This is a genomic window from Rufibacter hautae (assembly GCF_008271695.1).
Lineage (GTDB): Bacteria > Bacteroidota > Bacteroidia > Cytophagales > Hymenobacteraceae > Nibribacter > Nibribacter hautae.
This window is the reverse complement of the sequence record NZ_VKKY01000001.1, coordinates 1,745,427-1,768,195: the sequence shown is the minus strand read 5'-3', so window position 1 is coordinate 1,768,195 and position 22,769 is coordinate 1,745,427. Positions and strand designations below refer to the sequence as shown.

Annotated in this window: 22 protein-coding genes; 13 read left to right on the top strand and 9 right to left on the bottom strand. The window is 51.4% G+C overall.

Annotation, left to right across the window (positions count from 1 at the left end; translation table 11 throughout):
• Window positions 1-196: 196 nt before the first annotated feature.
• Entirely contained in the window at window positions 197-1,189 is a 993-nt protein-coding gene (locus tag FOA19_RS06860) for a YihY/virulence factor BrkB family protein (RefSeq protein ID WP_149090003.1), read from the top strand.
• Between the two features lie 143 nt (window positions 1,190-1,332).
• Here the strand turns inward: FOA19_RS06860 and FOA19_RS06855 are convergent, their stop codons facing one another.
• Window positions 1,333-1,716 (bottom strand): RidA family protein, encoded by a 384-nt coding sequence (locus tag FOA19_RS06855; protein WP_149090002.1) that lies wholly within the window; start codon window positions 1,714-1,716, stop codon window positions 1,333-1,335.
• A 48-nt stretch (window positions 1,717-1,764) separates the two neighbouring features.
• Here FOA19_RS06855 and FOA19_RS06850 point away from each other — a divergent pair, with 48 nt between their 5' ends.
• Window positions 1,765-2,172 carry a hypothetical protein gene (locus FOA19_RS06850; RefSeq protein ID WP_149090001.1) on the top strand — a complete coding sequence of 136 codons (408 nt, stop codon included), beginning with the start codon at window positions 1,765-1,767 and terminating at the stop codon, window positions 2,170-2,172.
• A gap of 464 nt (window positions 2,173-2,636) precedes the next feature.
• Here FOA19_RS06850 and FOA19_RS06845 read toward each other — a convergent pair whose 3' ends face one another.
• The 5 genes from FOA19_RS06845 to FOA19_RS06825 form a co-directional block, all read right to left on the bottom strand.
• On the bottom strand, window positions 2,637-3,902 hold the full coding sequence (locus FOA19_RS06845) for a DUF1501 domain-containing protein (protein WP_149090000.1): 1,266 nt from the start codon (window positions 3,900-3,902) through the stop codon (window positions 2,637-2,639).
• A gap of 28 nt (window positions 3,903-3,930) precedes the next feature.
• Window positions 3,931-5,946, bottom strand: a complete 2,016-nt coding sequence (locus FOA19_RS06840) for a DUF1800 domain-containing protein (RefSeq protein WP_149089999.1) — start codon at window positions 5,944-5,946, stop codon at window positions 3,931-3,933.
• 562 nt (window positions 5,947-6,508) lie between these two features.
• The gene (gene glmS / locus FOA19_RS06835) at window positions 6,509-8,347 is read right to left on the bottom strand and encodes a glutamine--fructose-6-phosphate transaminase (isomerizing) (protein ID WP_149089998.1); all 1,839 of its coding nucleotides are present in this window, start codon (window positions 8,345-8,347) and stop codon (window positions 6,509-6,511) included.
• A gap of 42 nt (window positions 8,348-8,389) precedes the next feature.
• Window positions 8,390-9,796 carry a DUF4270 family protein gene (locus FOA19_RS06830; RefSeq protein WP_149089997.1) on the bottom strand — a complete coding sequence of 469 codons (1,407 nt, stop codon included), beginning with the start codon at window positions 9,794-9,796 and terminating at the stop codon, window positions 8,390-8,392.
• A complete protein-coding gene (locus FOA19_RS06825) occupies window positions 9,780-10,592 on the bottom strand; it encodes a glycogen/starch synthase (protein WP_149089996.1) in 813 nt (270 codons plus the stop codon). Before FOA19_RS06825 ends, FOA19_RS06830 begins: the two co-directional genes overlap by 17 nt.
• Before the next feature lie 142 nt (window positions 10,593-10,734).
• Here FOA19_RS06825 and panC point away from each other — a divergent pair, with 142 nt between their 5' ends.
• From panC to FOA19_RS06790, 7 genes are all read left to right on the top strand, one after another.
• On the top strand, window positions 10,735-11,574 hold the full coding sequence (gene panC / locus FOA19_RS06820; RefSeq protein ID WP_149089995.1) for a pantoate--beta-alanine ligase: 840 nt from the start codon (window positions 10,735-10,737) through the stop codon (window positions 11,572-11,574).
• 87 nt (window positions 11,575-11,661) lie between these two features.
• Entirely contained in the window at window positions 11,662-12,009 is a 348-nt protein-coding gene (gene panD / locus FOA19_RS06815) for an aspartate 1-decarboxylase (RefSeq protein WP_149089994.1), read from the top strand.
• A 13-nt stretch (window positions 12,010-12,022) separates the two neighbouring features.
• Complete coding sequence (locus tag FOA19_RS06810) at window positions 12,023-13,042, top strand: lysylphosphatidylglycerol synthase transmembrane domain-containing protein (protein WP_149089993.1); 1,020 nt, start codon at window positions 12,023-12,025, stop codon at window positions 13,040-13,042.
• 112 nt (window positions 13,043-13,154) lie between these two features.
• Window positions 13,155-13,646, top strand: a complete 492-nt coding sequence (gene rfaE2 / locus FOA19_RS06805) for a D-glycero-beta-D-manno-heptose 1-phosphate adenylyltransferase (RefSeq protein ID WP_149089992.1) — start codon at window positions 13,155-13,157, stop codon at window positions 13,644-13,646.
• 40 nt (window positions 13,647-13,686) lie between these two features.
• Window positions 13,687-14,346, top strand: coding sequence for a zinc metallopeptidase (locus FOA19_RS06800; RefSeq protein ID WP_149089991.1), 660 nt, complete (start codon window positions 13,687-13,689; stop codon window positions 14,344-14,346).
• A 225-nt stretch (window positions 14,347-14,571) separates the two neighbouring features.
• The gene (locus tag FOA19_RS06795) at window positions 14,572-15,711 is read left to right on the top strand and encodes an acyl-CoA dehydrogenase (RefSeq protein ID WP_149089990.1); all 1,140 of its coding nucleotides are present in this window, start codon (window positions 14,572-14,574) and stop codon (window positions 15,709-15,711) included.
• 168 nt (window positions 15,712-15,879) lie between these two features.
• The gene (locus FOA19_RS06790) at window positions 15,880-16,800 is read left to right on the top strand and encodes a helix-turn-helix domain-containing protein (RefSeq protein WP_149089989.1); all 921 of its coding nucleotides are present in this window, start codon (window positions 15,880-15,882) and stop codon (window positions 16,798-16,800) included.
• 191 nt (window positions 16,801-16,991) lie between these two features.
• On the opposite strand, the gene FOA19_RS06785 is transcribed toward FOA19_RS06790, so the two are convergent.
• From FOA19_RS06785 to FOA19_RS06775, 3 genes are read right to left on the bottom strand one after another with little or no spacing between them, the layout of a single operon-like run.
• Window positions 16,992-17,771 carry a geranylgeranylglyceryl/heptaprenylglyceryl phosphate synthase gene (locus tag FOA19_RS06785; RefSeq protein ID WP_149089988.1) on the bottom strand — a complete coding sequence of 260 codons (780 nt, stop codon included), beginning with the start codon at window positions 17,769-17,771 and terminating at the stop codon, window positions 16,992-16,994.
• Complete coding sequence (locus FOA19_RS06780) at window positions 17,731-18,390, bottom strand: hypothetical protein (RefSeq protein WP_149089987.1); 660 nt, start codon at window positions 18,388-18,390, stop codon at window positions 17,731-17,733. The genes FOA19_RS06785 and FOA19_RS06780 overlap by 41 nt, the downstream gene beginning before the upstream one ends.
• Before the next feature lie 14 nt (window positions 18,391-18,404).
• Complete coding sequence (locus tag FOA19_RS06775) at window positions 18,405-18,776, bottom strand: phage holin family protein (protein ID WP_149089986.1); 372 nt, start codon at window positions 18,774-18,776, stop codon at window positions 18,405-18,407.
• Between the two features lie 230 nt (window positions 18,777-19,006).
• Between FOA19_RS06775 and FOA19_RS06770 the strand changes: the two genes are divergently transcribed.
• The 4 genes from FOA19_RS06770 to FOA19_RS06755 all read left to right on the top strand — a co-directional run bounded on the left by FOA19_RS06770 (window position 19,007) and on the right by FOA19_RS06755 (window position 22,766).
• A complete protein-coding gene (locus FOA19_RS06770; protein WP_149089985.1) occupies window positions 19,007-20,095 on the top strand; it encodes a J domain-containing protein in 1,089 nt (362 codons plus the stop codon).
• A 598-nt stretch (window positions 20,096-20,693) separates the two neighbouring features.
• Complete coding sequence (locus FOA19_RS06765) at window positions 20,694-21,506, top strand: metallophosphoesterase family protein (protein WP_223808762.1); 813 nt, start codon at window positions 20,694-20,696, stop codon at window positions 21,504-21,506.
• A 1-nt stretch (window position 21,507) separates the two neighbouring features.
• Entirely contained in the window at window positions 21,508-22,098 is a 591-nt protein-coding gene (locus FOA19_RS06760; protein WP_149089984.1) for a hypothetical protein, read from the top strand.
• A gap of 401 nt (window positions 22,099-22,499) precedes the next feature.
• Window positions 22,500-22,766, top strand: coding sequence for a hypothetical protein (locus FOA19_RS06755; protein WP_149089983.1), 267 nt, complete (start codon window positions 22,500-22,502; stop codon window positions 22,764-22,766).
• Window positions 22,767-22,769: the final 3 nt, after the last annotated feature.

Genomic DNA, 22,769 nt, shown 5'->3' with positions numbered 1-22,769 from the left:
TCAATCGAGGTGCAAAAGTACGGTATTTCACGTCTTCCGTAAAGCTTTTATCCTTAAAACCTTGCGCCTCTGTTTACTTATTGTTTCAGGCCGGTTTGCCCTGCTTCTCAGGGCGTTTGCTTAGGAAACCACTTGTGTTCCAATAAGTTTGTAAACCTGCCGCTTTTAGTACGTATGAAGGAGGAAAATAAACTACATGCTGAAAAGTAAGCTAAAGAAGGCTTGGAGTATCATTGTAGAGGTTTGGCTGGATTTTCTGGACAACAACTCGTTCCAGAAAGGCGCGGCCTTGGCTTACTATACCATCTTCGCGCTGCCGCCTATCCTAATCATCATGATCAATACTGCCGGAGCCATTTTTGGGAAAGATGCGGTGCGGGGCCGGGTATATGAGCAATTGCGCGACTTGTTGGGCAGCCAAGGAGCCTATGATATCCAGGAGATGGTAGAGAACATCAACCAGTCGGCTGACTTCACCTTTGCCACCATGGTGGGGGTGTTTACTTTGCTAGTAGGAGCTACCGGGGTTTTTGTCTCCTTGCAAGAGTCGCTGAACCAGATCTGGGGTGTGAAACCCAAACCCCGAAACGAGTACCTGAAGCTTCTCTGGGATCGGCTCCTGTCTTTCGCCATGATTCTGGCCATTGTGTTTCTGCTGCTGGTGAGCTTGGTAGTGCACACCGCGTTGGTGGCCATCACTTCTTTCCTGACAAACCAGATTGACGAGTCAGTACTGCAACTCACCTGGATCGCTAACTGGGTAGGTTCCACGGGCGTGGTCACCTTCCTTTTTGCGCTAATCTATAAGTTTCTGCCTGATGCTAAAATCAGGTGGAGCGATGTCTGGATTGGGGCTTTAGTGACGGCCGTCCTCTTTTCGCTGGGGAAATCATTGATCGGCCTCTATCTGGGGAACAGCGACTTTGCCGGTATCTACGGGGCCGCGGGCTCGGTGATTGTGGTACTCACCTGGGTGTTCTACACCTCGCAGATCGTTTTCATTGGGGCCCAGTTCACCTTGGTGTACGCCCGCCGCTACGGCGCCGATATCTATCCTTCCACCTATGCGGTACGAGTCATCAACAAAGAAGTGGAGGTGGGGCATGCCCCCGTGAACGATGAACCAGGCCCTAACGAGGCCAAAGCCAAAGGCGAAGATTGTGAAGTTGACGAGAAGGTAAAAGATTAGATGAATGATGGAGAGATTGAATGAATGAGAGAGTAAAGAGAAAGAATCAATTTTGAGTCTGTTTTCCTGAAAACTGCCTAAAATTGCATCTGACGGACCCTTCCAATTCCATTCACTCATTCATTCAATCTCTCATTCACTCATTAGAATTTTACCGCAATGCAGGAGATCTCCACGTTCACGTCTTTGGGCAAGCGGCTCACTTCTACTGTTTCGCGGGCCGGCGGATTGCTGGTGAAATAGCTTCCGTACGTCTCGTTGATCGCCCCAAAGTTGCCCAGGTCTTTCACGAAGATGCTGCACTTCACCACGTTGCTGAAGGCCATGCCGGCTTCCTGCAGAATGTACTGGAGGTTTTTCATCACCTGGTGCGTCTCGGTCTGAATATCAGCCTGTACCAATTGGCCAGTTTCTTGATCTAGGGCGATCTGTCCGGAGATATACAAAGTATTACCGGCCATCACGGCCTGGCTGTAGGGGCCGATGGGGGCCGGAGCAGATTTGCTTTCTATGATGTTGGTTGCCATATGCAAAATGGTTAATCTGTATCTTTACAGGCTTAAAGGTACAGAAATATGAACACATTAGTTTTAGCCACGGAAGAGCAGGAAGCAGAAGTAAGCCTTAAATTCTATAACAGAGCCTATTTGCATTTACAGGACCCGGCAGAACTGAAGGCCTGGCTTCCGCAAGCGGATTTAGTGATTGATTTGCTTCTGCATGAGAGACCAAAGCGCTTGGCGCAGTACAACCAACAAGGCAAAGGCGACAAAATAACCGTGTTCTTCAACGCCAACCATTTGAACCTAACGGAGTTTACCTCAGCGTATGCCCCGCTCAATTTCAACCTAGCCGGGCTGATAGGCGAGCCACTGGTGAACAAAGAGGTTTTGGAAGTAGTCCCTCTCCGCGAAGATTCCCACCGCTCCATTGACAAAGCTTTCGTATTCCTGGCCTCGCTCTACCAATTGGTCAAGGTTTAAGAAGTAGGAGCTTTCCACCTCTTTTGGCGAAAACAACCTCAAAACAGAAGGGTTTTCTTGAGCCTTTGCTATTCTTCCGCTGGCGCGAGCGTCCCGCTCGTGTCCGCACGTATTGCAGAAAGGACTTTGTCGAGCTTTTTAGAGATAAGGTTCTCCAGCCTAATCAAGCCCTACCACCCCTCCTCTTCTGTCATCTTGGAAAGATCTTGTGGGCAAACTAGAAAAGCATTAGAGAAACGACACTACCGCTTGCCCACAAGATCCTTTCAGGATGACAAAGGTGTGGGTGAAGTGATTATCAGAAATGCGTGCGGACACGAGCTGCAAGCTCGCACCAGCGGAAAAAGTAGCATGTAATGTTTGAGCGTTTTAAGGCTGTTTTTACATAAACGAGCGTGAAACAGCAAGGGCAGCCTTAACGCTGCCCTTGCTGTTTTTATAAGTTGAAACCGTTAGGTCATGCGTCAGGCTTGTCGCATCACACCTATTTTCTCACCTGTAAAGTCAGGGAAGATAACTTTGTCGTTTTTGATGTTCAGGTGTTTTCCGGCTACTTCGCTGAAAATGCTCCGGAAATCGGTGGTGACGGGCAGGTCGCGGCCGTCTTCCAGGTTTTCTTTGGCCAGTGGCGGTACGTGGCCGTGCACCAGACCGCCGTTCACGTCATTGCCCAGGACGAATAGGCAGGAGCCGCGGCCGTGGTCGGTGCCGTTGCTGCCGTTCTGGTGCACGGTGCGGCCAAACTCGGTCATGGTCATCACGTTCACGTCATCTTGGTAGGCATCCAGATCAGCCCAGAAGGCGGTGATGCTTTGGCTCAGGTCATTCACGTTTCGGGCGAAGGTGCCGTTAGACGTACCCTGATTGTAGTGCGTGTCCCATCCGCCAGACTCGGCGAAAGCCACTTCCAAGCCCACATCCATCTTAATCATCTGCGCAATCTGCTTCAGTGATTTTCCCAAGCCGGAGTTAGGGTAGACCGCATTATTCGCCGGGATGTAGTTTTTGGAATCGATCTTCTGCAGCATCTTCACGGCCTCAAAACTCTCTTTGCCGGTCTTGTTCAGCAAAGAGGAAGAGGTTTGGTCGTAGAGATCCTCAAAGTTCTTAGAGGCCAGTGCCGCGCCCTGTTGGTTTCCCCGCATCTGCACCCCGAAGTCCTGCAGGTTGCTGATGGCGATGGCCGCGTGGTCACCGTAGAAGGAGCGGGGCAACGAAGAGGTGAGGCTGACTGCCTGGAACGGAGTGGCCTCGTGGCCCATCAAGCCGACCGCTCGGTTTAGCCACCCACTGGCGGTGCCTTTGTCAAAAGGAGTGCCCGTTTCCATGTAATCCTGCGCATCGAAGTGGGAGCGGGTAGGGTTAGGTGAGCCCATGCCGTGCACAATGGCCAGGCGCTTCTCTCGGAACAGGGGCTCAAAAGACCGCATGGCCGGGTGCAGCCCGAAACGTCCGTCTAGGTCCAACAGAGGATTTGCGGAGCTCTGGGCTGCGGTCATAAACAAGCCGGGGCGCGCCTGCTGCAGGAATTCATCGGTAAAGGGCGTCACCGCCATTAAGCCATCCATAGCACCCCGCTGGAAGATGCAGACCAGGATTTTGTTTTTCTTGTAGGGCAACACCAGTTTACTGCTACTCGCCGCCTGCGCCAAAAAGTTAGGCACGCCGCCCAGGCCCGCCGCGAAAAGCGCCAGCGCCCCTGATTTTAGGAATCCTCTTCTGGTAGTCATCTCAAATTCTTTTTGCGGGTTAAATGCCTTATCTGCGTTGGAACTCCGGTGACCCGATGATGATGCCCACCACTTGGGCTAGCATAGGCGTGTTGCTTCCTTTCAGGGCCATGGTCTTCATCTGCTCAGGGGCTTTATTCTGATTTTTTTTTGCCCCTTGTCCTTTCTTCTCCTGCATTTCAATCATCATCTCGTCTTCCTGCTCCTGTTGAGCACTCTGCATCGGTACAGGTTTCTTGTTTGCAGCGGCATCTACTTTCTGCCCGAAACTGGGATCAGTGAGCGTAGGTGTCAGCCGTTTGATAGTGGCCTCCAGGTTGCGTTCGGGTAACAGAAATTGGCTGTAGGTGAGCAAAGCCGCCTCGGCGCTTTCCGGTTCCCGATGGTTGTTCAGAGCCACCAGGTCGAAGGAAACACCCTTTATCTTCTGCGAAGCCAAAGCCAGCCCGAAGTTCATGCGGTTGAGCAGGGAGCCGGTATTGATCCAGTATGCACCTTTATCGGGGAAACCGGTTGGGGCCTGGTAGTAGTAGATCCGCTCGCCCATTTTGGTGATCCAGGCGTTTAGTGGAGCGGGATCCTGGATATCAGCGTTGAGGCTGCGCACCGAACTGATGGCCAACTCAAACGGCGATTTCGTTTTCTCCCGCAAGGCTTCCTTGCCCCAGAACTCGGGCGCAGTTACCATGGTCAGCAGCACTTCCCTGATGTCTCCGTCCTTCTCCCGGAAAGTCTTTGCCATCTTGTCTATAAGGCTTTGGGGCGGCGTATCGTTCACAAACCTGATGGCCAGCTTTCTGGAGATAAACTTTGCTGCCGATGGATGGTGGGCCAGTAATTTGATCAACTGCAAGCCTTCTTCGTATCCGCCATTGGCCGGAAAGCTGGTGCCCAAGACTACTTTGGCGCCTTGGTCATGTTTGTTAGCCGCGAAGAAGAAATCCCCTTCCTGCACAATGCCCTGTTTCGCCAACATAGCGGCGCGTTCTGGGTTCTGTTCAGTAGCTTGCTTATTCAGGTTGAAGCGGTTCATCTCAGGATTGATGGTCCAACCGGTTAAGATGCGGGCTGCCTGTGTTACATCCTGCTGGGTATAGCCGCCGTCTACTCCCAGGGTATGCAGTTCCATGATCTCACGGGCATAGTTCTCGTTCAGGCCCGCGCCTCTTTTCACGGTTTTGCTTTTCTGGGCCAGTTGCTTTTGTTGCAATGACGTGTCTTGGGCCAAACGGGCCTCTAGCATCAGTTGTTGGCGCTCTTGTCTCTTTTTCTGTTCAGGGGTAAGACTTGGTTTGTCGGCCACGCTTTTGAAATTGTCCAGATAGGCTAGCATCGCGGGGGATTTAGCCGTGGCCAGCAGAATGGTCTCGAACTTGTCCAATACATTAGGCCTAATCACATCCCGTTCGTAGGAGGTAAGGTACAGGTCGCAGCTTTTGTTTGTGAGCGAAACGTTGAAATGGTTAAACCAGAAGCTTGTCAGAATCTCCTGCAACTGGTTGTGAGAATAAGTAGCCCTCAAGATTTTCTGGTCGAAGAGCGCATTGTGCAATTCCCCTTGCGGCCTGAAACCCTTTTCCTTCATGTAGGCACCTAATTTCTCCCGTTGCGCAATCCGGCCCTCCTTGGTTAGCTCGCTGTTCTTAAGGGAATCAATGTGGAATACACCTTCCTGCATCCCTAATTTCAGAATCTGGCCTTTCTGCGGATAGAAGTAGACAATCTCCTCATTAGACATCTTCAACGAGCGGTAGGGAGCAAGCTTCTGGTCCAGTTCAGAATCAGGTAAGTTGGCCTGGAGTTGCTGCGCAAACCATTTCTCCAGTCCCATTTTCGCCACCTCATCTACTTGGCCCGGCTTGGCCCCGAAGGTGAAACGGCTCAGCAAGTGCGCCGCTGCTTGTCGCTCGGTAAGCCCTGCCTTTTTGTAGGGAAATTTGGGCACTTTTGCTACCGGTCCTTCAGCGTTCCCAAAAGAGGAGAGCAGCAGAGAAGAAAGGAGGAAGACCAGTGCCAGACCAGGATATCTAAACGTACGGTGCATACTGCAGATATTTTAAGTGATAACTATTCTGACTAAGGCTGAGCTTGCAACTAGGGACGTGTTTGTCCTACCCTCAAGCCCATGTACGGGGTGCATGAATAACGGACCTGTTCACGCCCGTAAGATTCCCTGATTCCTATCAACAGAGAACGTTTTAGAAATCTATTAGCGTTTATACTGAGCTATTCGCTTTCCCTATAGAGCAAAAAATGGAAGCAATGGTTTAATGTTAATAAAAAGATTTTCGGCGAGAATCCCAACTACTTGGTTAAGATACAATCATTTACCATAAACAAATAGCCTCATTCGCTCATAGAACATCTCCCTTCATTGGACAATGTATCCAATACATTATCGAGGCCGTTTAGATTCTACTAGCACCCTGGTTGACTTCGATTCAAAGGATTCTCTATTCGGGTATTAATCGGAATTCGCTTTAGTTTCAGGATTGTTTTAACAAAAATGAGCCCAAAACAACACGCTTAGGTTCAATGTTATGAACCAACTTAAACAAAAAGGGGAAGCCATTTGGCTTCCCCTTTTAAGATATTTGATAATAGAATTATTCTACCGTTACAGACTTAGCCAAGTTACGTGGCTGGTCAACGTTACAGCCGCGCAGTACCGCAATGTGGTAGCTTAGCAACTGTAAAGGAATAACCGAGATCAATGGCATCAAGGCTTCATGAGTGTTAGGCACCTCAATTACGAATTCAGCCATCTGCGGGATTACGGTATCACCTTCGGTCACCACTGCAATCACTCTACCCTTACGGGCTCTTACTTCCTGTACGTTAGAGACGATTTTCTCGTAAGAACTGTCTTTCGTAGCGATTACCACCACTGGCATGTTCTCATCAATCAACGCGATAGGTCCGTGCTTCATTTCTGCTGCTGGGTATCCTTCTGCGTGGATGTAAGAAATTTCTTTCAGCTTCAAGGCGCCTTCCAAGGCTACCGGGAAATTGAAACCACGGCCCAAATAGATGAAGTTGGTGGCATCTTTGAAAATCTCAGAGATCGCTTGGATTTCTTTGTCTAACTGAAGCGCCTGCTCCACTTTCGCCGGGATTTTCTCCATCTCCAACATCAAGCTACGCAAAGCGGTCAGTTCCATGGTACCACGCATCTCGGCAATCATCATCGCGATAAGCGAAAGAACCGTTACCTGAGCCGTGAAAGCTTTGGTACTAGCCACTCCAATCTCAGGACCAGCGTGCGTATAAGCACCGGCATCAGTAGCACGGGCGATGGAAGAACCTACTACGTTACACACCCCAAAGATCATAGCGCCTTTGGATTTGGCCAGTTCCAGAGCGGCAAGGGTATCAGCGGTCTCACCAGACTGGGAAATCGCCACCACGATATCTCCCTCACGGATGACCGGGTTCCGATAGCGGAACTCAGAAGCGTATTCCACTTCTACTGGGATTCGGGCAAATTCCTCAATCATATACTCAGCCACCAGGCCAGCGTGCCAGGATGTTCCGCATGCTACGATGATAATACGATCCGCGTTCTTGAAACGGGTAGCGTATTCTCTGATGCTGGACATGGTCAATTGCGTATTTTCAGCCACTAAACGACCACGCATGCTGTCCATGATAGAACGGGACTGCTCAAAGATCTCTTTCAGCATGAAGTGCGGATAACCACCTTTTTCAATGGCTTCCAACTCCAGTTCCAGCTTCTGGATGTAAGGCGTCTGCACCACGTCTTCTTTGGTACGGATGTCCATTACACCATCCTTAATTACGGCAATCTCATAATCATTCAGATACACCACTTCATTGGTGTACTCAATGATTGGAGTAGCGTCCGAGGCCAGGAAGTACTCGCCTTTGCCCACGCCAATCACTAATGGGCTGCCTTTACGGGCCGCCACCAATTGGGTAGGTGAGTCATGGGAGATAACCACGATAGCGTAAGCACCAACTACTTCATGTAAGGCCAGACGTACGGCTTCAGCCAAAGAAACATTGCTGTTCTTCTGCACATCCTCAATCAGGTTAACGAATACCTCAGAATCAGTATCACTGTGGAACTCGTAGCCTTTGTTGATCAAGTGCTTTTTAAGAGAAGCGTAGTTCTCAATGATGCCATTATGGATAATGGCAATCTTCTTGGAAGTGGAATAGTGCGGGTGCGCATTGGCATCGTTTGGCTCGCCGTGGGTAGCCCAACGGGTGTGTCCTATACCAATGGTACTGCTGGTATCCTGAGTGCCGATATGCGCCTCTAGATCAGCGACTTTGCCTTTCTTTTTGAAAACTTTAAGATCACCATCGTTTAACAAAGCTACTCCGGCACTGTCGTAACCGCGGTACTCCAAACGCTTCAATCCTTTCAAGATAATTGGGCAGGCTTCTCTCTGCCCTACATAAGCTACTATTCCACACATAGTGATGTAATCTACTGTTAAGCTAGGGGTATATAAAAATTATTATTGAGCAGTTGAATAGAAGAGTCTGAGCTTGATCCGGCGCTCGGCGCTAGGGCTTTGATTTGCTTCTATGATGGCCCGATTTACAGTTTGGGCCAGGTTTGTAGGCGTTGACAGGGAACTGCTCACGTTGGCAGGCAGTAAGATGAGGCCATTGTTCGCTCTTCTGTTGTAAAGCAGATTCTGCATGTAACTGGTGATGTTCACCACATACACATAGCCGCCTTTTGCCCCTCTGTACTGAAGGGTAGCAGGAGCGGTAGAGTTTTCCGCCAGCAGCGCACTCGGCACTCCGGCATTCAAAGCAATTCGTTTAGAGGTAGTTGCTTCTACAACAGAAATAACCGGGGGTAGCATCATAGAGTCTCTGGCGGTGATCACAGTGGATGTCACAAGCGGAATGATCAGCTCGGCTTTGTTGATGGCCAGGTTCTGCTCTCCGCCGGATTGGGTCTTACGGAAATCAGCAAGAAAAGGTAGTTCTATTTTGGTAACCAACCCGGCCCCGGCTTGCAGGTAAGTACGGTTTCCTGCATCTGCAGATGAAATGGTATTACCGTTAGCCGTTAAAGAAGCGAGGGACGTTGCGGCCCGATTTGCCTCAATGTGGTTGTAGTACCGGTCAGTGAACAGCAGCGAAGTAGTCTTTGCTATGTTTTTCTTTGACTTGTAGTGCAAGGTAAGCGTGGTGTTGGTAGAAGTAGGCAGGAACCCTACAATGCTGCCTTGCTCATCAGAACCGCTGGCGGGTACAAGGGCCAGACCATTGATGACGTTGGCAAATGTTTGGGTAGTGGAAGTCTGCGCCAAAGCCTGGAGAACCTCATTCGCGAAAGCACCGGTAATCTTGATCTTCAATAAGAGCGGCAGCCTTTGGGTTGTATCAGTGGTGCTTCTGTAAGTAGTGCTGGGACGTGGGTTGAAGGTAACGGAGCCTACTGGAGTCTCATTGTACGTCATTGCCTCGTTGGTGAAGTAGGTCTCATCATCTCTGAAGGCCTGGGTGAGGCGGTGGACATTCATGGCGATCGCCTTGGTGGTATCCCCGAAAGCGTAGTTGTAGTCCAGGTTGATGATCAGAGAGTCAGCTCCTTTGCTTACATCGATGGAATCGGCATTAGTAGGGAAAGATAGGGGAGCAAACTCTGCGTAGGTTTTGGCCGTCACAGTTCCAAAAACAGGATCAGTGATTCTCCCTACCTGTACCCGGGGGGCACCCAGGCCAATAATAGAGTCTTTCAATAAAACGGTAGAGGCTCTTACAGTGGCGGTGTCTGTATAAGAAGTGCCTATTTGGGTGCCTGGTTCCTGCAGTTCCAAACCAATGGCCGTTGGATCTTCGCACGCGGTGAAAAAGAAAGAGAAAATAAAGAGTACAGCAGCTGCTTTACTAATTCGCAAGTTCATTATACAAGTTAAAGTAAGAATCCAGGGTGTTTTCGTCTGAGCTAATGGTGTTGATCTGCTTGGTGCTGTTATACTCCTGAAACATGGCGTTCAGGTTGTCGCTGAAGTCCTCGTTTGACTTGATCACCATATCGGCGTACTGAAGGCCCATCTTGATGAAAGCGCCAAAGTCACCTGATCTCAGATTAGACAGCATCTCGTCCTCAATGTCCAGCATCTTGGCTTTCTCCAGCAGGTCGCCCTCAAATTTGTGGGTGAACTCACTGTTGTAGACAGAGAACACAGATTTAGCCGTCTTGAAGATAGGATCGTTCTTGTACGTGCTCTTCAGGTACAACGGAATCAAGCTCGTCATCCAGTCGTTGCAGTGCACAATGTCCGGAGCCCAGCCCAGTTTCTTCACAGTTTCTAACACGCCTTTGCAGAAAAAGATGGCACGCTCATCATTGTCTGGATAGAATTTATTGTCTTTGTCCACCAAAACGGACTTGCGGTGGAAATAGTCTTCGTTGTCAATAAAATAAACCTGCAGCTTGGCATTCGGGATAGAGGCCACCTTGATAATCAGGGGCTTTTCCTCTTCGCCAACGGCAATATTGATGCCAGAAAGGCGAACCACCTCGTGCAGGCGGTTCTTGCGCTCGTTGATCAGACCAAACCGAGGCACAAAAATCCTTACTTCCATCCCACGCTCTTGCATCGCTTGTGGCAACATCCTCAGGAATTCCGCTACTTTTGTGGTTTGCAGAAAGGGATCAATCTCAGTAGCCGCGTATAAGATTCTCAATTTGGACATAGGTTGGAGTGATTAAAATAAAACAGGCAATAGTAATTGCGAAATGCAAAATTAAGCAATTATCGGCTGATTCTCAATTTATTTGAATAAAATCATACCTTTGGCGTCTTTTGCCAATTCAATATTAAACCCGCAGCCCTCCATGTTGCAGCTTACCTCATTATCTGATATCCGGCAGCACACCGAGTTGCTGCGCCAGCAAGGTCAACGCATTGGGTTTGTCCCCACCATGGGCGCTCTGCATGAAGGCCATCTGTCGCTCATCAGGGCTGCCAAAAGCCAGAACGATATCACCGTCTGCAGCGTGTTTGTGAACCCGGTGCAGTTCAACAATGCCGAGGATTACCGCCTGTACCCACGGCTGCTGGAGGCGGACGCCCAGATGCTGGCCCAGGAGGGATGCGATGTACTGTTTGCGCCTTCCGCCGAGGAGATGTACCGGCAAAAGGCGCGGCTTTCTTTTGACTTTGGCGAGTTGGAACAGGTGATGGAGGGGGCGCACCGTCCGGGCCATTTCAACGGCGTGGCTACGGTGGTCAGCAAGCTTTTCCATTTGGTGAAACCGCACCAGGCTTTCTTCGGGCAGAAGGATTTGCAGCAGTTTGCCATTATCCAGCAGTTGGTGCTGGACCTGAGCTTTGACCTGGAACTGGTGTGTTTCCCTATCATCAGGGAAGAAGACGGGTTGGCGATGTCCTCGCGGAACCGGCGCCTCACGGCGGAGCAGCGGGAGGTTGCGCCGCATCTCTACGAAGCCCTGCAGCTCCTGCACGCAAAACTCCAAGCTGGATCAGTAGCAGAGGCCAAAAAGGAAGCGGAAACGTTTTTGGGCTCTTTTCCGGAAATCAGGCTAGAATATCTGGAGGTGGTGCATGCGCAGACTTTGCAGCCGCTGGAGGAAATACCTGCAGGTGCGCCGGTAGCCCTATGCCTAGCGGCTTTCCTGGGCGAGGTGCGGCTTATAGACAATATGCTGTTATAGATTCTATTCCAGAGATAAAACCAAAAAGACAACTGCCTGTTTGTATCATAAATAATCTATAACTTTGTGCGTTTTTAGATTGTTTTGATGCAGATTGAAGTTCTTAAATCCAAGATTCACCGGGCCAAAGTAACCCAGGCTGAGTTGCACTACGTGGGAAGCATTACCATAGACGAAGATCTTTTGGATGCGGCCAACATGGTTCCCCATGAGAAAGTCCAGATCGTAAACGTGAACAACGGCGAGCGTTTTGAGACTTATATTATAAAAGGAGAGCGGGGTTCAGGTATGATTTGCCTCAACGGACCTGCTGCCCGCCGGGTACAGGTAGGGGATATCATCATCATTATCTCTTACGCCCTGATCAATTTCGAAGACGCCCGCAGCCACGAACCCACCGTAATTTTCCCAGACCAGCATAACCGCCTGGTGTAGTTTCCGCCCCGGCATGAAGAAAACCTTGAACGTACTCAAGTACCTGCTGCTGTTGGCGGTATCGGTTTTCTTGATGGCGTATGCCCTGCGCAGTATCAATTTTTCTGCGGTGAAAGCCGAGCTCTCGCAGGCGAACTACTTCTGGGTGGTGGTCACCTTGCTTGTCTCCGTGGCCGGTTACGTGAGCCGGGCTGTCCGTTGGCGGATGCAGTATGAGCCATTAGGGTTTAAGCCCAAGGCCATGCAGGCGTACCATGCCCTCATGGTGGGGTATCTGGCCAACATCGTGCTGCCGAGGGCGGGCGAGGTCATCCGGTGTACGCTGCTTCGGCGATCCTCCGGCGTGCCGGTGAACGTTTCCCTGGGTACCGTCATCACGGAGCGGGTTATTGACCTGATGATGCTGCTCCTATGCATGGGCATTACCCTGCTACTGGAATTTGACCGACTCAAAGACTTCTTCCTGGAGATCTTCTCTGAAAAATTCCATGGGTTTGAGCAGAACCTGCAGACGCTGTATGTGCTGGGCGCCGTCGCTGTTTTCGGGACGGGGGCCATGGTTTGGTTTGTGTACCGGAACATCGCTAAACTGCGGCAGAACACTTTCTTCAAGAAGTTGAGCGCGTTTGTGCGCGGCTTGTGGCAAGGCATCTCCAGCGTTGCCAGAATGGAGCAGAAAGGCGCGTTTATTTTCCACACCCTCTTCATCTGGCTTACCTATTACCTGGGCAGCTACCTGGCTTTTTTTGCTTTACCCGGAACCTCAGGGCTATCCTGGCAGGCGGGCATGGCTATTCTGGTGGTAGGCGGCCTGGGAATGTCGGCGCCGGTGCAGGGCGGGATTGGCGTGTACCACATTCTGGTGAGAACCGCTCTTCTGCTGTACGTTGTGCCTTTAGACAAGGGCATGGCTTATGCACTTATCACGCATACCACGGGCGCCCTGCTGGTGGTGATCATGGGCGGTATCAGTCTGGTGGCCGGCCTGGCCCAACCCAAAGACAAAGACCAACCCGCCAAGCAAGTCGCGTAAACCGTTTCCGGTCCGTTTTCTTTAAATCGGCTTGAAAACAGAAGCCGGGTTTCTGCGTTCTTTCCCCAAGAACCGTTCCTTTGTATTGTACCATCTAACCGTTTCCCATCCTATGCTTCCTTCAGAAGAGAAAATCGTAGCGCTGCCTCAGCTTTTAACCAAAGTAGAAGAATGGCGGGCGCAAGGCCAGAAGATAGTGTTCACCAACGGGTGCTTTGATATTGTGCACGTGGGCCACGTAGATTATCTGGAGCGGGCCCGGCTGTTGGGCGACAAACTGGTGGTGGGCTTGAATACAGACCAATCTGTCAGTAGAATAAAAGGTCCTTCCAGGCCATTGCAAGACGAAATGTCACGTATAAGGGTTATGGCATCCTTTTGGTTTACAGATGCTATAGTGTTGTTTGACCAGGAAACACCCCGTGAGTTGATCCAAGCCATTGGGCCAGACGTGCTGGTGAAAGGCGATGATTATGCCATCGAGAACATTGTGGGGCATGATATAGTGCAAGCCAGAGGCGGTGCCGTGGAAACAATTCCGCTGGTGAAAGGGTACTCTACGTCACAGGTGGTGAACAAAATCCTGGGAGACCAACACAGTTAACCTTTAAAGAAAGAGAGAAATGGGCGGTATTTGGATAATCATGATTGCAATGATGCTGGCCTCGGCGCTGGTCAGCTGGACATTGAAAAGTAAATTTGAGAAGTACTCCAAGCTGGGCCTCAGATCTGGGCTCAGTGGCCGCGAGATAGCGGAGATGATGCTGGCCGACAACGGGATCACCGATGTGCGCGTGATCTCCACCCCTGGTCGGCTGACGGACCATTACAACCCCGCCGATAAAACGGTGAACCTGAGCGAACCCGTGTACGAAGGACGGAGCGCGGCGGCGGCGGCCGTGGCGGCCCACGAGTGCGGCCACGCCGTGCAGCACGCGAAGGCATATACCTTCCTGAAATTCCGCTCGGCCATGGTGCCCGCCTTGAGCGTGGCCAGCCGGTACATGCAGTGGATTCTGTTGATTGGGGTTCTGATGATCCAAGCCACACCAATTCCGTTGGCTATAGGCGTGCTGCTGTTTGCCTTGACCACCCTGTTCAGTTTCATCACGCTGCCGGTGGAGTTTGACGCCAGCAAGCGTGCCTTGGCCTGGATGGACACTCGGGGCGTGGTAACCACCCAAGAGCACGGCATGGCCAAAGATGCCCTGAAATGGGCCGCGATGACCTACGTAGTGGCGGCCATCGGTTCGTTGGCTACCTTGCTCTACTATGCGTCCATGCTTATGGGCCGCAGAGACTAGGAACCTTTAAGTCAATTATATGTAAAGGAGAGGATAGCGGAAGCTGTCCTCTTTTTTTGTTGTATCCTTTTCGTTTATAGGCTGTTTTTAAGTAAATAGCCAAAAAACCGAACAAATGTTAGCTTTGTCTTTGCTTTTGGGTTAAGTTAAGCTGCTTGCATACTATTTTTTAGTTATTTTTGTTTCATCATTCACACACCACAGCAATCATAATACACGCATTATATGGACTTTAAATTAACGGAAGAGCATTTGGCCGTGCAGGAAGCTGCCCGCGACTTCGCCCAGACAGAATTGTTGCCGGGCGTTATTGAACGTGACGAGCACCAGAAGTTTCCTGCGGAGCAAATCAAGAAGATGGGCGAGCTGGGGTTCCTGGGCATGATGGTAGACCCTAAGTACGGCGGCGGCGGAATGGACACGGTTTCCTACGTGCTGGCCATGGAAGAGATCTCCAAGGTAGATGCGTCTGCCTCGGTGGTGATGTCGGTGAACAACTCCCTGGTGTGCTGGGGGCTGGAGAAGTACGGCAATGAGGAGCAGAAACAGAAATACCTGCCGCGCCTGGCCTCCGGCGAGATCATTGGCGCTTTCTGCCTTTCTGAGCCAGAAGCCGGTTCAGACGCTACCATGCAGCGCACCACTGCCCAAGATATGGGCGACCATTACCTGCTCAACGGCACCAAGAACTGGATCACCAACGGCAGCACGGCATCGGTGTACCTGGTCATTGCGCAGACCAACCCAGAGCTGCGGCACAAAGGCATCAATGCCCTTATTGTAGAAAAAGGCATGCCGGGCTTTGAAATTGGGCCAAAAGAAAATAAATTAGGCATAAGAGGTTCAGACACACACTCTTTGATGTTTACAGACGTTAAAATTCCAAAGGAGAACCGCATTGGCGAGGACGGCTTCGGGTTTAAGTTTGCCATGTCTACCCTCAACGGCGGCCGCATCGGGATTGCTTCGCAGGCCCTGGGCATTGCCTCCGGCGCCTATGAGTTGTCTTTGAAGTATTCTAAGGAGCGTAAAGCGTTTGGTGTGCCTATTTCGCAGCACCAATCCATCCAGTTCAAGTTGGCAGACATGGCCACCAATATTGACGCCGCACGCTTGCTTTGCCTGCAGGCCGCCGCCGATAAAGACGCCCACCGCGATTACTCAAAATCTGGGGCAATGGCCAAGCTTTTCGCCTCTAAAGTAGCCATGGATACTGCTGTTGAGGCCGTTCAAATTCATGGTGGGTACGGGTTTGTGAAAGAATACCACGTAGAAAGACTTATGCGCGATGCCAAAATCACGCAAATTTACGAGGGAACATCTGAGATACAGAAAATAGTAATCTCAAGGGAGATATTGAAATAGAAAAGGGGATTAATAACGTTTATTGTTGATATAAGGGTATATAGTGATTGTCAGTTTATAAATATCTACCTTTTTTGTTTGATAACTTAAAAGATAAGTACTAATTTTAAACCGACAGACAACTTAAAAAATCAACATAAGTTAAAACCCTTTAATCAGTGCCCTTACATGGAAGATTACAATAAAATAATTGAGTCGCTGAAAGTTCGCTACATCAAGGCTAAAAACCTGGTGTTGCAGCAGCCGCTGACGGTGCGTAACTACTATGACGTTGGAAACAACCTTATCTTAGTGCACAATGGCATTGTTGCTTTCGGAGACGATAAACAAGTAGCAGAAGAGGGTCAGCTACTCTTCATTCCAGGCGGCCGTAGTACCAAGCTTTATTATGGCGATACCGAGAGCCGGGTTATCTCCAATGATGATTATATCACCACCAAAGATAAGTTTTTCAAAAGCAACAATGACCTTGACCTAATCGGCGAAGCCGATGACAGCCATAGCTTTGTAAGCTTTGAGGCCAAGGTATTTGACTCTGTGAACTTCTTCACCTCCCTGGAGGTGCCGGCGTTTGTGATTACCAGCAACAAGCTGGCCACGCTGGTGATCAAGATTGTGGAGGAGAGCATGCAGGATCTGCCGGGCAAGGAGCGCATCATCAGCCTGTACACAGAGCAGATGGTGGTAGAGTTGATCCGCTACATCTTGAAGAACAAGATGTTTGTGGAGCAGCTGGCAACCAACAGCACTTACTTCAAAGATCCGCGCCTCATTGACCTGTTCAACTACATTAAGGAGAACCTGGGCGGTGACTTGTCCAACAAAGTGCTCAGCAACGTGGCCAACGTTTCTGAGGACTACGTGGGCCAGTACTTCAAGATGCTCACCGGTATCAACCCGCAGGACTACATTGAATACCAACGCATGGAGCGTGCCGTATTCTTGCTGCGCACGACCAAGAAAAGCATCAGAGAGATTGGCAAAGACGTAGGGTACAAAGACACGGCGTATTTCTGCCGTCGCTTCAAGATGATGTTCGGGATTCCGGCCGGTAAAATGCGCCGCCGTGAGTCATCCATGAACGTGTAAGCACTTGCACATAGAGTAAAAGGAAAGGCCCGCTGCAAAGCGGGCCTTTCTGTTTTTAGGGTGTTTTGGTGAAAAGAGACGGAAAAAGGGATGATGTCCGTACTTCTGTAGAGACCAGGCATACCTGGTCTCTACGCATGCCCCATTTTAGGCCTGTTTTTCTGAAAAATGGCTCAAAATGGATTAGATCATTACTCCTGCGGCAGTGCCACGTTGAAGCGCTGCTTTACCTCGCTTACCTCCTGTATGAACTGCGGGCTCTTTTCAATGTGGTTGCCCACTACCAGGATATCGGCACCGGCTTTCCAGGCAGCCTCAGCTTTCTCAGGAGTGTTCACGCCGCCGCCCACGATGATGGGCACGGAAACGGCCTGACGCACCGCCTGGATCATAGCTGGGCTCACCGGGTACATAGCGCCGCTACCACCGTCTAGGTACATGTACTGCAGCCCCAGCATCTGGCCGGCCAAGGCAGTGGCGGCGGCAATGGAAGGCTTGTCAAACGGGATAGGCGTGGTGCCGCTCATGTAGGAGGCCGTGGTCTGCCGCCCAGAGTCAATGAGCATGTAGCCGGTAGGGTAGAGAGGCAAACCGCTGGATTTGAGCAATGGTGCCGCGGCCACATGCTGGCCAATGAGGAAGTCTGGGTTGCGGCCCGAGATCAGGGAAAGCAGCAGCATGCCGTCGGCTTGCGGGTCTATGTACAGGCCGCTGCTGGGGAACAGAATCACCGGGATGGAGCTGTGCTGTTTGATGTAGTGCACAAAGGAGGTCTGGTCTGGGTTAGAGATCAGACTGCCACCCATGAAAAAGAAATCCACCTCGTGCCGGTGGCTCAGCGCCAGAATCTCCTGGCAGCGGGCTACGGTGAGGTGGTCAGGGTCCAGAAGCACCGCCAGCCGTTTAGGGTGGTTGGCGGTGTCTGAGGTATTAGATATCGGAAAAAGATTGTGATTGAGGCGATTGGGCATTCGTGCTAACGTCAGGCTGTGACAGGTAATCAACAGTGGTGTTTTCTTCCACTAGAAGAGGTTGGGTTAGAATTGGCTGCGAAGTAGTGGCCGGCTTGTTCAGGTGCTCTTCCACCAATTTGGAGAGGTACACCACCACCAGAGCGGCCAACTGCTGCTCCAATATCTTAAATAAATCTGATTGGAAAAAAGCCTTTAGCCCAGAAGTCTCCTCTTTGTGCCGTATCCGGCTGTGCGAAGTAGCCACGGTGCCAGTGTTTGGGTGGTAAACCGCCGGATAGGTGCGCTCAATGGCGCTGTAGAGCGGCTCATCGTCCTCCACATCGGGGATGGAAGAGATCCAGGCGCGGTCCTCGGCGCCTTTGAAGCGGGCCGGGTTCTCCAGGCGGTTGCTTTTCTTTCTCTTCTTGGGTTTGGCGTCTTTTCCCCTGCCAAAGGCTTTGCTGATCAGGTAGATGCCCGCCACTACCCCGCCGGCAATGGCAACGCTCTTCCCAATCTGCTGGGACTGGTCTTTCAGCTCCGTGACGTCGCTGAGTAAGGCATTCTTATATTCTTCTTTCTGACGTTCCAGGAACTCGCGCGGGTCATCAAAAAGCGGATTGGTTAGTTCGCTCATGGCAGCAGGTATGGTTAGATGGTTTGTTCAGATTCATCGGTCTTGTAAATGGTATTCCGGAAAGCCTTGTCGGCCATGCCCTGGAACACTTTCTTGTCCAGCCCCACAAGTAGGATGACAAGCAAGATAAGGTAAAAAAGCGTGACAATCCCGAAGCCCCAGAAGCGGCTGTCAAGTAAATCGTTTAACAGCAGGGCAATGAATACGTTGAGGAACAGCAGCACCATCAAGCCCACCAGCCCCAGCAGCACGCCGTGCACCGTGCTCACAAAGATGCTTTTCAGTTTGGTTTGCAGATCAAGCTTCACCAGGTCAATGCGGGTATCTATGTACCCCATGAGGTTTGCTATGATGCTGTCAGTTTTGCTTTTGTCTTCGGTAGCCATGTCTTTTCTAGTTGATGGTGCGTAGGGGGATATACGGTACATCCGGGGAAAAATATTCCCTAAATCAACTTCCCCAGAATTCCATACGGGATAAGGCATTTTACGGATACCATTTCGCATTGGATATCTGCCGCCGTTTTAAGGCCGTTTAAAAGAAAATAAGCCCGAAACGCCACCCATGCAGCCGGGCTATCTCGTACTTTTGCAGATGGCCCGCCGGCCCCTGACCATTGAAAAAGAACTACTACCATATTCTGGGACTCTCCCCCAACGCCTCGGCCACCGAGATAAAAGCCGCCTACAAGCGGCTGGCCCTCAAATGGCACCCCGACAAGAACCCCCACGACACCCACGCCGAGGAGCGGTTCAAGCAGGTGAACGATGCCTACCAGGTGCTCTCCAACCCCCGGCGCCGCGCCGCCTTTGACCTGCAGCAGCAGTACGAGAAAAGCCAGCGGCAGGCCCACGCCCACGCCATGCCCCGCTACCACCACACGCGCCAGCCCGCCGGTTTCCAGGAGCGGCATTACCGGCAACGCCCCCAGAAACACACGCACTTCTCCCGGCATGACCTGCAGGTGGTGCTAGCCGTGGTGGTGGCCGCGGTGCTGCTGGTGATGGGCCCCTACTTTGGCTGGCGCCAGATTGCCTCCAGCCGAGCCCTTAAGCAGGCGCAGGAGGCGGAGAAGCAGCGCCTCTGGAAACAGGCCGATGAAGCCTATAGTACCGTGCTGGAGCATAAGCCCGCCCTGGAAGATGCCCGGGTGCGGCGCGGCGCCCTTCGGCTGACCTACCTCAGGAACCCCGCTGGTGCTATAGAAGATTACTCTGCGGCACTGCGCGAGAGCGAAACCCCCAAAGCTGCCTGGTATGCCGCAAGGGGCAAGGGTTATCTCCAAACAAAACAGTACCAGCAAGCCCTGCAGGACCTGAACAAAGCCCTTGCCCTGGACCAAACCCAAGCCGGCGCTTACCTGGACCGCGGCGTAGTGCACCTGCAGATGGAAGACAACTGGCCCGCCGCCGAGGCTGATATCAGCACGTACCTGCAGAAAACCTCCGGCCCATCAATGCGCACCACCGAGGCCCTGCTGTACCGCACATTCGCCTACTACAGAATGCAGCAGTTGCAGAAAGCCTGGCAAGACACTGAGCAGGCGCTGCGCCAATCTCCTGCCAACCCCAAGGCCTTTTACCTGCAGGCCAAAATAAAGCAAACCCAAGGCGACTCCGCCCGCGGGTGCGACTTGCTCTCCAAAGCGGCCCAACTAGGTTTTGCCCTCGCCGCCCAGGAGCTGAAAGACCAGTGCCAACCATAATAATCCTCTAGGCTACCTAGATTTCTTTGCATTTGGTAAACCCCGGCAAGCCTTTCCGGTTTCCGGGGTGTTTTTAAGAAATCGGCTTCTAAACAAAGACTCAAACTCAGGGAAGGTCAGGCTTGTAACCCGTCATCTCCAAGTTGAGGCGCAACTGCTTTCTTCGGGTATACCTGCTATGGTTTAGTACCTGCAGGCTAATCTGTGCTAGGAAAAATCCAGCGAGACCTTACCTTTGACACACTTTCTGCGCTGCTCTTGCTTAGGTTACCATCATGTTAAAATATACCAAGGCAATTGATGGCTGAAACAAAGGGATGCTGTGGTATTCTGATGGAGTTTCTGCGGCAGAACACGTAAAGAAAGAGAGAAACAATCGCTATTGAGAAACGCAGTCACTGGCCAGGCCAGCGGCTGCTTGTGATCCCGCCGTTCTGGGGTGGCGCCTCTGTTTCCTGGAGGCCAGGCACGGAACAATGTATCGCTGACTTTGCCATTCCCTGTGGGCGTGGCATCCCTGACACTGGAAGGAGATTTGAGCCTCTTTTTCCAGAAATCACTTCTAAGAAGCCGCGGCTTTTTAGCTTTTCCGCTTACTATGATGAAACCTTTACCCCTCCTTTTTTCCCTTCCCCTGCTCTTCCTGGCTTCCTGCTCAGATCTCTTTGAATACCACCCCAACCAGATCCGGCTGAAACCCGAGGAGAAGAACCTCACCGCTTTTTACCTCCGGCAATTGGCCAACCAACCGGCGAGCGACACCTTGCGCATCCTGGTCATGGGCGACACCCAGCGGTTTTATGACGAGATCGTGGATTTCGTGCACAAGGCCAATTCTTTTTCAGACATAGACTTTGTGATTCACCTGGGCGATATCTCTGACTTTGGCATGTCCAGGGAGTTCCGGTGGGTGCATGACATTATGAAAGACCTCCGATGGCCGTACTTCACCGTCATCGGGAACCATGACCTGCTGGGCAATGCGCGCAAGGTGTACGCCGAGATGTACGGCGACCTGAACTACTCTTTCACCTACGGCCACACCAAGTTCGTTTTCCTGGATACCAACGGCCGCGAGTACGGCTTCAGCGGGAACATCCCTAACCTGGATTGGCTGGGGAATGAACTTCGGCCCACGGCCGGAGAGAATTGGAACCAAGCCATCGTGGTGTCGCACATTCCGCCTTTTGACTCTGACTTTGACCCCGAGTTGGAGATGTCCTTCCACCAGGCGCTAGCGTCCAGTGGCCGGGTGCCGCTGAGCCTGCACGGACACCGGCACGGCTGGAGTTCAGAGAAGACGTATGACGATGATGTCCTGTACCACGTGACCACCACCGTGAAGCGGCGCGGGTTCACTTACCTCAAGGTGTGGGACCAGGGATATTCCGTGGAGCAAATAGCCTACTAAGATGAAACGCTTTACGCAATTCCTGTTAGGGCTGGGGCTGCTTCTAGGGGCTTTTCCCAGTAAAGGGCAATCTCCGGCACAAGAACTGTCGCCGTACTACGTGAAAACCCAGTTTGCCGGCGATATTGGCTTGGTGTCGGTGGGCGTGGGAAGGCAGTCTTTCAACCGGAAACTGGAGACGGACTTGTCTTTTGGGTACCTGCCCAAAAAGGTTGGCGGAGACCACCTGCTGACCGTTGCCCTGAAATCTTCGCTGCTGGCAACCAAACCCGTGAAGATTGAGAAAGTGGACTGGTATCCGGTGACCACCGGTGTGCAACTGAGCTATACCTTCGGGGATGAGTACTTCGCCTCAGAGCGGCATCTCAGCCGGTACCCCAACAGATATTACCGGTTTTCCACCGCGCTCCACCTGTACTTTTTTGTGGGTGGCCAGGTGAACCTCACCAGGATAGAGAAACTGAACCGCTTCAGCGGCTACTATGAGATGGGAACCATGGGCGAATACCTCATCTCGTACGTGCAGAACCCGCGTTACCTGAACCCCGCCAAGATATTCCATCTGGCCCTGGGCGCTAAGATGCGCCTGTAGAAAGAGTTTCTGCCGGGTCTTTTCCATGAAATCTGCTTCGGGACAGGGCATGTTTTGGGGTTGTTTTCAGGGAAATGTGCTTAAAATAGTACCTAGTAAAGAAGAAGATTAAATAATAAAAGTAGAGACAAACCAAGTGCTAAACGCCTGCGTTCTAGTTTCTAAGTTAATTTCTGAGGACCCGAAAGCCCATTACAAGCCGGGTGCTTGTCTTGAGCAGGTGCCGGAGCGCTAGGGAAGAGGCAGAGATTAGCCTGATTGCTTTGACGGCGCAGCCCCTTCTCTACAAAAGGTGAAAAGATTAGGGCCCTTTCTACGCCGCAGAAAAATAAAAAAACGCTACCTTAAGCACTAAAGCAGTCTTCTGGAGCGTATGAGACTACAATAAAGGCCACGCAGAGATGGAAATAAAAGTGAAGGAGTTCAGCCAACTACCCCTGACAGAGCAAATCAATTGTGTGCAAAGCACCGGAAGGTATCTGCACGCCCGCCTCAAGGGTTGGTGCCACATCAGTCTATATTTTATGGGGACCTTTTACGCCGAGGTCTGGCTCCTGGAGCATTGCGGCAGCATTGGCATGATCAGGACGTTTACCTCACAGGCGCAACTGGAACCGTACCTCAAAACTTCCTCTATGGACAAACTTGTACAAGAATTGCTGCCTTAGGGC

Excerpts from the sequence above, each read along its gene's own strand:
- FOA19_RS06860 (WP_149090003.1), top strand. The coding sequence starts at position 197 with ATGCTGAAAAGTAAGCTAAAGAAGGCTTGGAGTATCATTGTAGAGGTT.
- FOA19_RS06855 (WP_149090002.1), bottom strand. The coding sequence starts at position 1,716 with ATGGCAACCAACATCATAGAAAGCAAATCTGCTCCGGCCCCCATCGGC.
- FOA19_RS06850 (WP_149090001.1), top strand. The coding sequence starts at position 1,765 with ATGAACACATTAGTTTTAGCCACGGAAGAGCAGGAAGCAGAAGTAAGC.
- FOA19_RS06845 (WP_149090000.1), bottom strand. The coding sequence starts at position 3,902 with ATGACTACCAGAAGAGGATTCCTAAAATCAGGGGCGCTGGCGCTTTTC.
- FOA19_RS06840 (WP_149089999.1), bottom strand. The coding sequence starts at position 5,946 with ATGCACCGTACGTTTAGATATCCTGGTCTGGCACTGGTCTTCCTCCTT.
- glmS (WP_149089998.1), bottom strand. The coding sequence starts at position 8,347 with ATGTGTGGAATAGTAGCTTATGTAGGGCAGAGAGAAGCCTGCCCAATT.
- FOA19_RS06830 (WP_149089997.1), bottom strand. The coding sequence starts at position 9,796 with ATGAACTTGCGAATTAGTAAAGCAGCTGCTGTACTCTTTATTTTCTCT.
- FOA19_RS06825 (WP_149089996.1), bottom strand. The coding sequence starts at position 10,592 with ATGTCCAAATTGAGAATCTTATACGCGGCTACTGAGATTGATCCCTTT.
- panC (WP_149089995.1), top strand. The coding sequence starts at position 10,735 with ATGTTGCAGCTTACCTCATTATCTGATATCCGGCAGCACACCGAGTTG.
- panD (WP_149089994.1), top strand. The coding sequence starts at position 11,662 with ATGCAGATTGAAGTTCTTAAATCCAAGATTCACCGGGCCAAAGTAACC.
- FOA19_RS06810 (WP_149089993.1), top strand. The coding sequence starts at position 12,023 with ATGAAGAAAACCTTGAACGTACTCAAGTACCTGCTGCTGTTGGCGGTA.
- rfaE2 (WP_149089992.1), top strand. The coding sequence starts at position 13,155 with ATGCTTCCTTCAGAAGAGAAAATCGTAGCGCTGCCTCAGCTTTTAACC.
- FOA19_RS06800 (WP_149089991.1), top strand. The coding sequence starts at position 13,687 with ATGATTGCAATGATGCTGGCCTCGGCGCTGGTCAGCTGGACATTGAAA.
- FOA19_RS06795 (WP_149089990.1), top strand. The coding sequence starts at position 14,572 with ATGGACTTTAAATTAACGGAAGAGCATTTGGCCGTGCAGGAAGCTGCC.
- FOA19_RS06790 (WP_149089989.1), top strand. The coding sequence starts at position 15,880 with ATGGAAGATTACAATAAAATAATTGAGTCGCTGAAAGTTCGCTACATC.
- FOA19_RS06785 (WP_149089988.1), bottom strand. The coding sequence starts at position 17,771 with ATGCCCAATCGCCTCAATCACAATCTTTTTCCGATATCTAATACCTCA.
- FOA19_RS06780 (WP_149089987.1), bottom strand. The coding sequence starts at position 18,390 with ATGAGCGAACTAACCAATCCGCTTTTTGATGACCCGCGCGAGTTCCTG.
- FOA19_RS06775 (WP_149089986.1), bottom strand. The coding sequence starts at position 18,776 with ATGGCTACCGAAGACAAAAGCAAAACTGACAGCATCATAGCAAACCTC.
- FOA19_RS06765 (WP_223808762.1), top strand. The coding sequence starts at position 20,694 with ATGATGAAACCTTTACCCCTCCTTTTTTCCCTTCCCCTGCTCTTCCTG.
- FOA19_RS06760 (WP_149089984.1), top strand. The coding sequence starts at position 21,508 with ATGAAACGCTTTACGCAATTCCTGTTAGGGCTGGGGCTGCTTCTAGGG.
- FOA19_RS06755 (WP_149089983.1), top strand. The coding sequence starts at position 22,500 with ATGGAAATAAAAGTGAAGGAGTTCAGCCAACTACCCCTGACAGAGCAA.